Origin of the sequence: Zunongwangia pacifica, from assembly GCF_023499215.1 — a bacterium.
GTDB lineage: Bacteria > Bacteroidota > Bacteroidia > Flavobacteriales > Flavobacteriaceae > Zunongwangia > Zunongwangia pacifica.
In genome coordinates this window covers 46,988-59,737 of record NZ_JAKHSK010000017.1, presented here as the reverse complement: position 1 = coordinate 59,737, position 12,750 = coordinate 46,988, and the positions used below count along the sequence as shown (strand labels likewise).

General features: G+C 32.7%; 11 protein-coding genes. All 11 read left to right on the top strand.

Features of this window, described 5'->3' with window-relative positions; genetic code table 11:
• The first annotated feature begins 108 nt into the window (after positions 1 to 108).
• Genes L1967_RS12775 through L1967_RS12725 form a run of 11 tightly spaced genes read left to right on the top strand, consistent with a single transcriptional unit; the run spans position 109 to position 12,719 of the window.
• On the top strand, positions 109 to 1,263 hold the full coding sequence (locus L1967_RS12775; RefSeq protein WP_249601948.1) for an acylneuraminate cytidylyltransferase: 1,155 nt from the start codon (positions 109 to 111) through the stop codon (positions 1,261 to 1,263).
• Positions 1,260 to 2,135: an N-acetylneuraminate synthase family protein gene (locus tag L1967_RS12770; RefSeq protein ID WP_249601947.1), complete on the top strand. Its 876-nt coding sequence runs from the start codon at positions 1,260 to 1,262 to the stop codon at positions 2,133 to 2,135. The genes L1967_RS12775 and L1967_RS12770 overlap by 4 nt, the downstream gene beginning before the upstream one ends.
• The gene (locus L1967_RS12765; RefSeq protein WP_249601946.1) at positions 2,135 to 3,529 is read left to right on the top strand and encodes a glycosyltransferase family protein; all 1,395 of its coding nucleotides are present in this window, start codon (positions 2,135 to 2,137) and stop codon (positions 3,527 to 3,529) included. The genes L1967_RS12770 and L1967_RS12765 overlap by 1 nt, the downstream gene beginning before the upstream one ends.
• Entirely contained in the window at positions 3,529 to 4,689 is a 1,161-nt protein-coding gene (locus L1967_RS12760; protein ID WP_249601945.1) for a glycosyltransferase family 4 protein, read from the top strand. Before L1967_RS12765 ends, L1967_RS12760 begins: the two co-directional genes overlap by 1 nt.
• A complete protein-coding gene (locus L1967_RS12755) occupies positions 4,682 to 6,208 on the top strand; it encodes a glycosyltransferase family 2 protein (protein WP_249601944.1) in 1,527 nt (508 codons plus the stop codon). The genes L1967_RS12760 and L1967_RS12755 overlap by 8 nt, the downstream gene beginning before the upstream one ends.
• A gap of 8 nt (positions 6,209 to 6,216) precedes the next feature.
• Positions 6,217 to 7,209 carry a glycosyltransferase family 2 protein gene (locus L1967_RS12750; protein ID WP_249601943.1) on the top strand — a complete coding sequence of 331 codons (993 nt, stop codon included), beginning with the start codon at positions 6,217 to 6,219 and terminating at the stop codon, positions 7,207 to 7,209.
• Positions 7,210 to 7,217: 8 nt separating this feature from the next.
• Positions 7,218 to 8,327, top strand: coding sequence for a glycosyltransferase family 4 protein (locus L1967_RS12745; protein ID WP_249601942.1), 1,110 nt, complete (start codon positions 7,218 to 7,220; stop codon positions 8,325 to 8,327).
• Positions 8,324 to 9,385 (top strand): glycosyltransferase family 4 protein, encoded by a 1,062-nt coding sequence (locus L1967_RS12740; RefSeq protein WP_249601941.1) that lies wholly within the window; start codon positions 8,324 to 8,326, stop codon positions 9,383 to 9,385. The genes L1967_RS12745 and L1967_RS12740 overlap by 4 nt, the downstream gene beginning before the upstream one ends.
• On the top strand, positions 9,376 to 10,743 hold the full coding sequence (locus tag L1967_RS12735; protein ID WP_249601940.1) for an O-antigen ligase family protein: 1,368 nt from the start codon (positions 9,376 to 9,378) through the stop codon (positions 10,741 to 10,743). The genes L1967_RS12740 and L1967_RS12735 overlap by 10 nt, the downstream gene beginning before the upstream one ends.
• Entirely contained in the window at positions 10,697 to 11,719 is a 1,023-nt protein-coding gene (locus L1967_RS12730; protein WP_249601939.1) for a glycosyltransferase family 4 protein, read from the top strand. The genes L1967_RS12735 and L1967_RS12730 overlap by 47 nt, the downstream gene beginning before the upstream one ends.
• On the top strand, positions 11,709 to 12,719 hold the full coding sequence (locus L1967_RS12725) for a glycosyltransferase family 4 protein (protein ID WP_249601938.1): 1,011 nt from the start codon (positions 11,709 to 11,711) through the stop codon (positions 12,717 to 12,719). The genes L1967_RS12730 and L1967_RS12725 overlap by 11 nt, the downstream gene beginning before the upstream one ends.
• The last annotated feature ends 31 nt before the right edge of the window (positions 12,720 to 12,750 follow it).

Here is a 12,750-nt window from a genome sequence, read left to right as displayed (position 1 = left end):
ATCTATTTATCGCCACTTATCGACCAATGGCAGAGTAATTCTAGGTTTCATCGAAATAAATTTACACCCAAATTATAAATAGTATATTAGCATTTAATTAACAAGTTAATGAAGGCTATAGGTTTTATTCCATTAAGAAAAGGATCTAAAGGGATTCCGGGTAAAAATAAGCGAAAAATGTTGGGAAGGCCCTTATTTTGTTGGGTGCTTACCGAAGCTATTTTTTCAAAGCTTGATGAGGTAATTGTTTTTACTGATGATACTGAAATAATTGAATTTGTCGAAAATCAATTTAAGTGGTCTTCAAAAGTGAAAGCAGTTTTACGTCCCGATAATACGGCTACCGATACTGCTTCTACAGAAATTTCGATATTAAACTATTGTGAGACTGTTGATTATAATTTTGATGTATTCTGTTTATTGCAAGCTACCTCTCCATTTACTAAAGCTAAGCATATCAATGAAGGTCTCTCAAAAATTGAAGAAGGAGCCGATTCTTCTCTAAGTGTGGTAAAAACACATCGTTTTATTTGGAATACGGCTGGAGAATCTATCAATTATGATTATAAAAATAGACCAAGAAGACAAGATTTTGAAGGCTTATTAATAGAAAATGGAGCGGTGTATTGCACAAAAAAAGAGGCTTTGGTAAAAAGCCAAAATCGAATAAGTGGTACAATTGTTCCTTTTGAAATGCCTGAAATTTCTTATACTGAAATTGATAGTGAAGCCGATTGGAATATTGTTGAAAATCTTTTGGCAACCAATTTACAACAGCAAAAAAAGAATGCCAAAATTACTCATTTGGTATTAGATGTAGATGGGGTTTTTACCGATGGAAAAGTATTATTTTCTGAAAACGGAGAACTGGCTAAATCTTTTGATATGCGCGATGGGATGGGATTAGAAATTCTACGGCAATTTGGTGTAAAAGTTATGGTAATGACTTCAGAAAATTCTGCCTTGGTTGCTGCCAGAATGAAAAAACTCAAAATCGATACAGTCTTTTTAGGAGCAAAAGATAAATTCGGATTGCTTCAAGATTATTGCTTGAAAAATGATGTAGAGACGAATAGTTTGGCCTATGTAGGAGATGATGTAAACGACATGGCTAATATGTGCCGTGTAGGTTGGAGTTTTGCTCCCGCAAATGCTATGGATGAAATTAAACGAATTGCCGACATGAATTTGGCAAAAAAATCAGGAGAAGGAGCTATTCGCGAAGCAGCTCAATTCATAAAAAAATACAATACTAGATTTTGAACCTATATAAAGAACCTTACGTAATTGCCGAAATTGGTTGTAACCATAAAGGCGATATAAATATTGCAAAAGAGCTTATTAAAGTAGCCAAGATATTTTGCAAAGTAGATGCCGTAAAATTTCAAAAACGGAATAATAAAGAATTATTAACTGAAAGTCAGTATAACGCACCACATCCTAATCCGGTAAATGCGTACGGCGATACGTATGGTGAACATCGTGAGTTTTTAGAATTTACGGTAGAGCAACATCAGGAACTGAAAGAATTTTGTGAAGAAATGGAAATCACGTACTCCACTTCAGTATGGGATCTAACTTCAGCAAAAGAAATTGAAAGTTTACAGCCAAAGTTTATAAAAATTCCTTCGGCTTGTAATAATCATTTTGAGATGCTTGCTTGGTTATGCGAAAATTATGTGGGCGAAATTCATATTTCTACAGGAATGACCACTAAAGACGAAATAGGAGTTTTAGTTGATTTTTTTACTGATAAGGGTAGGAATAAAGATTTAGTGATTTACAATTGTACTTCTGGTTATCCAGTTCCTTTTGAAGATGTTTGTTTATTAGAAATCACCAGAATGAAACAACTTTATGAAGATAGAGTAAAGCATATTGGATTTTCTGGGCATCACTTGGGGATTGCAGTAGATGTGGCAGCTTTCACTTTAGGAGCTAACGTGGTAGAACGTCATTATACATTAGACCGAACCTGGAAAGGAACAGATCATGCCGCTTCGTTAGAACCTTCGGGAATGAGAAAGCTAAAACGAGATTTAAGTGCGGTTTATAAATCCTTAACACTCAAAGAGAAAGATATTTTAGATATTGAAGAAGTACAACGAGAAAAATTGAAATTCAGAAAAGATTAATGGCTAAAAAGGTTTTTGTTTTTCTTCCTGATGGTGTAGGGCTCCGGAATTTCGCTTATACCAATTTTAACACCCTTGGCCAAGAACTAGGTATGGACGTGGTATATTGGAATAATAGTGTTTTTCCTTTACAAGAACAATTGGGGCTGGAAGAGGTTAAAATCGAACCAAAAAATGTGCATAAGTTTACGCCTATCTATTCCAGAGCACGGAAACGAATAGAACTTAATTTATGGCATAAGGAATTCGATGATTCGGTGTATCAGACCTATAAATTCCCTTTTGAATACAGCAATTTTAAGAAAGCTACACGTAGTTTTTTAACTCGATTTTTAATTGCAAAACATAATTCTGAAAAAGGATTAATTGCAATTAAAAAACGTATCGATAAATTAGAACGACAAAATCCTAAATATGAATATTGCAAAAAGCAACTGGAAAAGCATAAACCCGATTTAATATTATGTACCAGTCAGCGTTCTACCCAGGCGATTAGTGCTTTGTTAGCTGCTAAAGATTTAGTAATTCCCACGGCTACGTTTATTTATAGCTGGGATAATGTACCTAAGGCGATGTTAGTGGTGGATACCGATTATTATTTTGTTTGGAGCGATTTGATGAAAGCTGAAATGCTGAAGTATTATCCATTCCTAAAAGATCATCAGGTTATTGTTACTGGTACCCCTCAATTTGAGCCTCATTTTAATCCGGATTTAATTATACCTAAAACTAAATTTTTTGCAGATTACGGATTAGATGAAACAAAAAAGTATATCTGTTTCTCAGGAGACGATACAACTACATCTCCACTAGATCAATATTATTTAGAAGATTTAGCCATTTCAGTACAAAATCTTAATAAAGAAGGTTATAATTTAGGAATTATATTTAGAAAAGCTCCGGTAGACCATACAGGAAGGTATCAAGAAATTATAAAAAAATATAAACAAGAAGTTACGGAAATAGCACCGGCATGGAAAGCAATGGGGAAACAATGGAATACAATTCTTCCTGAACCTTACGATTTTTCATTGTTAGCAACAGTTTGTGAGCATTCAGAACTTGTGGTGAATATTTGTTCTTCTATGGTTTTCGATTTTGCAATTCATAATAAGCCTTGCATCTATATAAATTACGAACAACCGCAACTAAAAGCAGGAATTCGAGATATAGGGCAGAATTATAAGTATGTTCATTTTAGATCGATGCCTTCAGAAAACGCAGTGGCCTGGGGAACTTCAAAAGAAAGTTTACAAGTTACATTAGAAAATTTACTGAATAATCCTAAGCCTATTGTAACCCAGGCAAAAAACTGGTTTACAGTTGTGGCAGGTGATCATCCGGAAACGGCTTCATTAAAAATCTGGGAAACCATTGATAATATTTTAAACTAATGCATATAGGTTTTCTAACTCCTGAATATCCACACCTAAAAATAAGTCACTCTGGTGGTTTAGGAAGTAGTTTGCAAAATTTAGTACTGTCTTTACAATCACAAGGAGTAACTATTAGTGTTTTTGTATATGGGCAAAAAGCGGATCTCGAATTTGAAGAAAATGAGATTCATTTTTACTGTATTAAACAGAAAACCTATAAAATTGGCGGATTTTATTTCTATCGAAAATACATAAATAAAAAGCTGAATTATTGGATTCAGCATACTAATATAGGTGTATTAGAAGTTCCGGATTGGACGGGGATTACAGCTTATATGAACTTTTCAATTCCAGTAATAATGCGATTTCATGGTAGTGATACTTATTTTTGCCATTTAGAAAATCGATCCCAAAAATTCAAAAATAGATTTTTTGAACAGCAGGCGGTAACTAATGCAAATGCTTTTATTGCTCCCACTACTTTTGCCGGAAATGTTTCAAAAGAATTGTTTCATATTAAAAATAAAACCATAAAAACCATTCATTATGGATTGAATTTGGAACAATTCAATAATGAAAATTCAGAGCAATTTGAAGTATTTACAATTTTATATTTGGGTACCTTAATTCGCAAAAAAGGAGTTTTAGAATTACCTACTATTTTTGAAAAAGTTCAGCAGCAATATCCAAAAGTAACGCTATTATTGATAGGCGGCGATAGTCCAGATATTAAAACAGGCAGTACATCAACCTGGGCATTACTTCAGCAAAAGATAAAAGAAAAAAAACTTTCTGGAATAAAGTACTTAGGAAAAATGCCTTATTCTGACGTGAAAAACCATATCAAAAACGCACATGTTTGTATTTTTCCATCCTATGCAGAGACTTTAGGCATGGTGACTATAGAATCGATGGCTTTACAAAAGGCTGTGGTAAACACTAATATTGGTTGGGCACAAGAAATAATAACTGATGGAAAAGATGGATTATTAGCACATCCGGCAGATCATGATGCCTTTGCAAATGCAATAAACAAAATATTTGAAGATGATCTTTTAAGAGAAAAACTTCAAAAAAATGCTAGATTAAAAGTTGAAGAAAGATTCGATATTCAAAATAAAGCTATTGAAAATATTGAATTTTATAAGGAAATTTTAGCTATGCAAAACCATGATTAAGTTAATTCATCAAAATAATAGTAAAGTGGCTGCTATTTTCAAAGATGAAGAGCAGTTAAGTGGATATTCAGAAAATATAACAAAAACTTTTTGGAAACTGGCTGAGGATTTTCCGAGAGAAAAAATAATATGGATCGAAGAAGCACAACAGAATAATATAAATGAAGAAGCTTTTGCTGAGGTTTTTCATCATGACTTAATAATGGTTTCTTGTGCAGTTAAGACTAGCTTTTTTAGCGAAGATATTGGGTATGTCGATCAATTTCCTTTCGCAAACGTAAATTGGTCAGTACTTTATCCCACTTGGTTAATGAGTAGCGATATTGGAGGGATTTATGCTTCGGCAGTTTTAAAATTTAAAAAAGAATTTCAGCAAATATCGAATTTTGAATATTTATTAAATGCTATTGCCAAGTTAGGCCAGCACCATGGCTTATTTTGTTATCATGCACCGCAATTAGCTATAAAAAAAGCGACAGAATTAGAATATAAAGCTACAACGCAGGATTTGTTTTCTTTTACTTTTCAATTTTATAAAAAGGCAAGAGGAATTATTTTATTATGTTGTTTTGCGCAATATAAAAAAAGATATCCTTTAAGGTCACTTATTTCAACTGGTTTAAAAAGGAATTTTTTTAATACTGAAATTGATTTTGCTGATATTGAAGTTAAATCTTCTAAATCAGTTACCAATAATTCAATAGATGTGATAATTCCCACAATTGGTAGGCCAGAACATTTGCTGAATGTTTTAAAAGATTTAAAGAAACAGAGTTTGCTTCCGCAGAAAGTTATTGTAGTTGAGCAAAATCCGGATATGGGGAGTACAAGCGATTTTAATTTTGCTGCTGACGATTGGCCATTTAAAATTCAGCATATTTTTACGCATCAAACCGGAGCCTGTAATGCAAGAAACATAGCTTTACAAGAAGTTACTGCATCGTGGGTGTTTTTTTGTGATGATGATATTCGATTTAAAAGTAACGTTTTACACAATGCGTTTATGAGTTCAGTTCAATTTGGGGTTAATGTATTAAACTTGAATTGTAAACAGGAAAATGAAGTAAATACCTATCTTAAAGTAAAACAATGGGCGAGCTTCGGTTCAGGTACCAGTTTTGTTTATTCAGAAAAACTGAAAAACTTAAAATTTGATCTGGCTCTAGAGTATGGCTACGGCGAAGATATGGACTTTGGAATGCAATTACGCAATCAAGGAGTAGATATTATTTACCATCCAGATATTAAAATTGTTCATTTAAAAGCTCCAATGGGAGGTTTTAGAGCTAAAACCATTAAACCTTGGGAAAAAACAGAGCCAATTCCAAAACCTTCCCCAACGGTGATGACTTTTATTCAGAAAAATTATTCAATACCTCAGATAAGAGCATACAAATTTATTTTATGGCTTAAATTTTACAAAGCTCAGGATATTAAAAATCCTTTAAAATATAAAATAAACATGCAGAAGCGCTGGGAAGCAAGTGAAGCCTGGGCAAGAAAAATTGCTAACAAATAATTTTAAAGATGGAAAGTAAGTTTTCTCTAATAATTTGTACATACCAGCGGCCCAAAGCACTTTTAAAATTACTAAAATCTATAGGCGGACAAAAATTATATCCTCATCAGATCATTATTGTAGATGGTTCCACAAATCTGGAAAGTAAAAATTTAATTATAGAGCATGAATCTAGGAATATTGAATATTATTTAGTTGCTGAAAAGGATCGAGGTTTAACCAGACAAAGAAATTTTGGAATAGATAAAATAGGCCACGATAGCTTGATTACCTGTTTTTTAGATGACGATGTGGTGCTGCAACCTGATTATTTTGAAAAACTAATAGAAACTTATCAGGAGTATCAAGATGCTTTAGGCGTGGGCGGTTATATTATCGATGAAACTATAGAATGGAGAAAAACAAAAAAGAATGAGTCTGAATTTGATGAATTTGAATTTGATGGTTGGAAAAGAAAATTAGGTAGTAGGAATGTATTACGAAAAAAACTGAATTTGTTGAGTGATAAACCACCAGGGATTATGCCCGAATTTTCTCATGGGTTTTCAATAGGTTTTTTACCTCCTAGCGGAAAAACATATCCTGTTGAATTTTTTATGGGTGGGGTTTCTTCTTTTAGGACAAAAGTTCTGAAGGAAATCAAATTTTCAGAATATTTTGAAGGTTACGGCTTGTATGAAGATATGGATTACTGTTTGAGAGTTTCTAAAATAGGACAGTTGCATGTGAACACTTCTGCATGTTTATATCATTATCACGATCCCGATGGACGACCAAATCGATTTAAATATGGAAAGATGGTTATTGAAAATGGATGGCGTGTGTGGCGAACAAAATATGATCAACCTTCCCGAAAAGCAATTTTTAAATGGTATAAAACGGCTGGTATATTGATGATAGTTCGCTTAGTAAATGTATTTTCAACTTCGAAAAAACAAGAGGCTTTTACGGAATTTTTAGGCCGTTTTTGGGGACTTTTTACTGTAACTTTCAAAATGTAATTCTAGTCATGAAATTTGCAGTAATTACCCATGTTATACACAAAAAAATAAATCATAAATTTCTGGCTTACGCCCCTTACGTAAGAGAAATGAATATCTGGTTTAAGTATGTGGACAAGGTAAAAGTTGTGGCACCGCTTAAGCAACAAACAAAATCAGCTTTAGTATCGGCTTATAAGCATTCACATTTAAATTTTATTGAGGTACAGGGATTTTCCCTACTATCTTTGAAAGAAAAGCTGCTAACCATATTTAAACTTCCGCTATTAATATTTCAAATTAGCAAAGCTATGATCTGGGCAGATCATATTCATTTGCGTTGTCCTGGCAATATGGGACTTTTGGGATGTTTTATGCAGATATTTTTCCCTTATAAACCAAAAACAATAAAATACGCCGGCAATTGGGATCCTGACTCGAAGCAGCCCTGGAGTTATAAACTACAAAAATGGATAATTTCTAATCCTTTTTTAAGTCGAAATATGAAAGTTTTAGTTTATGGAGAATGGTCGAATTCTTCTAAAAACATTATTCATTTTTTCACAGCTTCTTTTTCAGAAAATGAAATTGAAAGTTTTAATAAGGATTTTTCAGGTCAGCTTTATTTCTTATTTGTTGGTAGTTTGGTAGAAGGGAAACAGCCGCTTTATGCAATTCGTTTAGTTGAAAAATTGAGGAGTGAAGGAAAAAAGGTCAGTTTGAAACTTTTCGGTGAAGGATCATTAAAATTGGATTTAGAAAAATATATTCAGGAAAATAATTTGAATGATTTTATACAAATTTGTGGAGGTGTTTCTTTGGAAGAATTAAAAGCTGAATACAAAAAATCTCATTTTTCAATCTTACCATCCAAAAGTGAAGGCTGGCCTAAAGCAGTTGCTGAAGCGATGTTTTTTGGATGTATCCCAATCGCTACCAAAGTTTCTTGTGTACCTTGGATGTTAGGAAATGGGGATCGTGGAATTTTACTTTCAGGAAAATTAGAGCAGGATTTGAATAATATTCTTGAAGCTTTGGATAATACTACGCGATTAAAAATGATGTCTAGTAATGCGATGAAATGGTCTCGAAACTATACTGTTGAATATTTTGAAAAGGAAATAGCAAAGCTATTATGAGAGTTTTACAGTTAATCGATTCTTTACATCCCGGGGGTGCTGAAAAAATGGCGATTAATTTATTTAAAGAATTAAATAATAGCGGTATTGAATGTTTTATTTGTACCACTAGACAAGAGGGACTGCTTAAATCTGAGATTATTGATTTTTCTAAATACCTATTTCTTAAAAAACGAAATTCAATTGATGTCAAAGCTTTGCGTTCTTTGTATTTATTTATTAAATCTAAAAAAATCAACATAATACATGCTCATGGAACATCTTATTTTACTGCATTTCTGATAAAATTTGCTTTTTCTAAAAAAGTAACACTTATATGGCATGATCATTATGGGAATAGCGAATTTTTAGAGCATCGGCCTTATAAGATATTGCGATTTTGTTCCAAATGGTTTGATGGTGTTGTATGCGTAAACAACGTGCTATTAACATGGTGTAAATCCAAACTTTTAGCAAGTAAATATTTAATGATCAATAACTTTGTAAGTTTGCCAGAAGGAAAAGTTGATTCTCTTCAATTAAATGGAAGTCAAAGTTTTAAATTGATTTGTATAGCCAATTTAAGACCTCAGAAAAATCATCATTTTCTTCTAAACGTTTTTAACGAAATTGTTGATCATTATGAAATTAGCTTACATTTATTCGGAAAGGATTTTTATGATGCCTATAGTGAAGAAATTAAAAAGAAGGTCGACGAAATGAGCAATGTATACTATTATGGATCGCAGAAAATAACTAAAGCTATACTTAAACAGGCAAATGTAGGACTATTGGTTTCTAAATCTGAAGGCTTACCTTTAGCTTTGTTAGAATATGGTATGGCAGGTTTGCCTGTTATTTGTACAGTAGTAGGAGAGTGCCGAGAGGTGATAGGGAATTTTGGATTATTAATTCCTTCAGATGATGAAAAAGCTTTAAATATTGCAATTAAGACTTATTTTACGGATGAAAATATGAGAAATGAGCATAGTAACCGATTAAAGGATCATATATTTAATAGATTCGGTGCTCAAAAAAACATAGGAGAATTTATTGATTTCTACGAACAGTGCAGTTAATTATAAACCAAAATAGAAACCAATATTTACAGTTATTGCTTCTGCATATTGCTATGGCTTTTGCCATCTATTTATATAGACCTATTTCTGTACTTCTTTGTCATGGTATTCTACTGTTTTGGTTAATTTATATTCTACAGAAAAAGAATAAAAATAACGAGGCTTTAATGGCGGCCGCTTATGTTGCGGGCAGTGAAGTATATTTTAGAATGACAGCCGGCATGATTTTTTATGAAACCGGAAAATATATGGTTGTTGTTTACTTGCTTTTAGGAATGTTTTTTAAAGGAACTTCTTCTAAAACAATCCCTTATTGGTTGTTTATACTAATGATGGTACCCGGCATTTTAGTTTCAGCAATTAATATTAGCTATGATGCTGAATTTAGGAAATTGGTTGCTTTTAATTTGAGTGGACCGGTTTGTTTGGGAGTGGGCGCCATCTATTGTTATTACAAAAAAATAAGAAAAGGCGATTTTGAGAAAGTGATTTTAATGCTTCTTTTGCCCTTGATATCCAATATGTTCTATTTGTATCTTTATACACCAAGTTTAAAGGAGTCTTTGATCAATGTATCGGCCAATTATACTGCTACTGGTGGTTACGGTCCTAATCAGGTCTCGACTATTTTTGGGATGGGTTTTTTCCTTATATGTACCCGATTGTTTTTAGTAAAAGATAAACTAATAAATCTTATAGATTTTATGTTGCTGGGATTGATGGGGTATAGGGCAGTGATTACGTTTTCTCGTGGTGGCGTTTTTACAGGGATTATTTGTATAACTACTTTTCTAATTTTTTATTATTATAAAATAGATAGAAGATCAAGATCGTCTGTATTTAGGAAAATTCTATTTATAGGTGCTGTTGGATTAGGAGTTTGGACGTTTAGTTTAGTGAAAACTTATGGATTAATTGGTAATAGATATACAAATAAAGATGCTTCGGGTAAATTGAAGGATGATATTACGACAGGTAGGTCTGAATTGATTGAAACCGAATTACATGCATTTATAAATCATCCATTACTAGGAATAGGTGTCGGGAAGGGAAAAGAGTATAGAGAGGAACAACTCGGGATAGAAATTGCCACTCATAATGAAATTAGCCGCATGCTTTCAGAGCAGGGTTTGCTTGGCTTGATCAGTTTATTGATATTAATTTTTGTTCCTGTTATATTTTGGTTTAAATTCGAAAACAATTATTATTTTTTAGCCTTTTTAGCATTCTGGTTTTTAACAATTAATCATTCCGCCATGCGAATAGCTTTGCCGGCATTTGTATATGGTTTGGCATTACTTTACATAGTAGATGACAAAAAAGATCCTGTATATAGGAAACGACTTGCGGGTAGATAGTTTTACGGCTACTTATATCTCTTTCTTAAGTAAAATGCTGCGCAAAGAAGGATTTAAAGTGAAAACTGCATCAGCAAAAAATAATAAGCTTGTCCGTTTGGCCGAAATGTTGTGCCTAATTTTTAAATATCATGCTACTACAGATATTGTAATTATAGATACTTACGGAGCAACTAATTTCTATTATGCATATTTAGTCGGGCGTTTTTGTCAGTCATACAAAATTCCTTATGTACCTATTCTACATGGAGGGAACTTACCAGAACGTTTAGATAAAAATCCCAAATTGAGTAGTAACCTTTTTCGAAATGCTTATGTAAATGTGGCGCCTTCAAATTTTCTTAAAAATGAATTTGAATCAAGAGGGTTTAACGATTTAAAATTGATTCCCAATTCTATCGATCTTAAAGATTATCCTTTTAAAAGGAGAGAAATTTTTCGACCAAAATTATTATGGGTGCGAAGATTTCAGCGTAGATATAATCCTAAAATGGCATTGAGAGTTTTAGAATTGCTCTCTATTGATCATAAAGATGCCGAGTTATGCATGGTGGGGCCAGAAAAAGACGGTAGTATGCAGGAATGTAAACGACTGGCTAATAAAAAGAAGCTTAATGTTAAGTTTACAGGGAAATTAAAAAAGAAAGAGTGGGCAGCGATTTCTACTGAATATGATTTTTTTATAAACTCGACCACCATTGATAATACGCCTATAAGTGTGATCGAATCTATGAGCCTTGGGCTTCCCATTATATCCACCAATGTAGGTGGAATGCCAATATTGATTGAGCATTCGAAAGATGGTATTCTGGTCAATTCTGAAGATGAACAGATGATGCTTGCAGAGATTAAAAGGATTATTGATAATCCTGAGATTGGAAAGAAATTAGCCTTTAATGCCAGAGAAAAGGCTGAATCTTTTGGATGGAAAAATGTAAGAAAAGATTGGTTAGAAGTAATTAATCATGTCGGGTAAAAAAAGTATTCTTTACATAGGGAACAAACTCGCTAGCCTTAACCGCACTCCAACAGCTGCCGATATTATGCCGAGTTTGTTAGAACATGAAGATTTTAAGGTATACTCCTTTTCTTCAAAAAAGAATAAATTTTTTCGACTTATAGATATGCTATTCAGGACTTTTGTTTTGGCTTCTAAGGTAGATTGGGTAATTATAGATGTCTATAGTACGCAAAATTTCTGGTATGCTTATCTCTGCGGAAAGATATGTACGCTAAAAAAGGTCTCTTATATTAATATTTTACATGGCGGTAATCTGGAAAGTAGACTAAAGAAAAGATATTTTCCTTTCTTCAATAATGCTCGTTTTAATATAGCCCCTTCTAAATTCTTGTTTTCTAAATTTGCTGGTGAGGGATTACAAAACTTAAAGTTTATACCAAATTCCATAGATTTAAATCAATATAAGTTTAAGCAGCGTAAAAAGTTAAGACCAAAACTAATATGGGTTAGAGCATTTGCAGAAATTTACAATCCTTTTTTAGCTATTCAATTATTAGAAAATTTATTGCAGGATTACAAAGATGCAGAACTTTTTATGGTAGGGCCAAAAAAGGATAATAGTTTTGATAAATGTAGGTCGTATGTTAAAGAACATAATTTGCCGGTATATTTTACCGGTAAACTAGAAAAAAATGAATGGCATCAACTTTCAGAAAAATGTGATATTTTTTTAAACACTTCAACTATAGATAATACTCCGGTTAGTATTGTTGAGGCCATGGCCTTAGGTTTGCCTGTTGTGAGTTCAAATGTAGGAGGGATTCCTTTTTTGATTGAAAATCAGATGGATGGAGTGTTGTTTGAGAATGGAAATCTTCAAGATTTTACCAATAAAATTACCGATTTATTAGAAAATAGATTAGATGCTATGAATATTAGTACAGAAGCTCGAAAAAAGGTTGAAAAGTTCGACTGGGGAATTGTTAAGAAACTGTGGGTTAATGTTTTAAGTTAAAATGTTATCTTAGCCAAAGAAATTTTCTAGA

What these genes read in the sequence shown, in the direction of transcription:
- L1967_RS12760 (WP_249601945.1), top strand. Translation starts at nt 3,529, where the DNA reads ATGCATATAGGTTTTCTAACTCCTGAATATCCACACCTAAAAATAAGT.
- L1967_RS12730 (WP_249601939.1), top strand. Translation starts at nt 10,697, where the DNA reads ATGACAAAAAAGATCCTGTATATAGGAAACGACTTGCGGGTAGATAGT.
- L1967_RS12775 (WP_249601948.1), top strand. Translation starts at nt 109, where the DNA reads ATGAAGGCTATAGGTTTTATTCCATTAAGAAAAGGATCTAAAGGGATT.
- L1967_RS12765 (WP_249601946.1), top strand. Translation starts at nt 2,135, where the DNA reads ATGGCTAAAAAGGTTTTTGTTTTTCTTCCTGATGGTGTAGGGCTCCGG.
- L1967_RS12750 (WP_249601943.1), top strand. Translation starts at nt 6,217, where the DNA reads ATGGAAAGTAAGTTTTCTCTAATAATTTGTACATACCAGCGGCCCAAA.
- L1967_RS12755 (WP_249601944.1), top strand. Translation starts at nt 4,682, where the DNA reads ATGATTAAGTTAATTCATCAAAATAATAGTAAAGTGGCTGCTATTTTC.
- L1967_RS12745 (WP_249601942.1), top strand. Translation starts at nt 7,218, where the DNA reads ATGAAATTTGCAGTAATTACCCATGTTATACACAAAAAAATAAATCAT.
- L1967_RS12725 (WP_249601938.1), top strand. Translation starts at nt 11,709, where the DNA reads ATGTCGGGTAAAAAAAGTATTCTTTACATAGGGAACAAACTCGCTAGC.
- L1967_RS12740 (WP_249601941.1), top strand. Translation starts at nt 8,324, where the DNA reads ATGAGAGTTTTACAGTTAATCGATTCTTTACATCCCGGGGGTGCTGAA.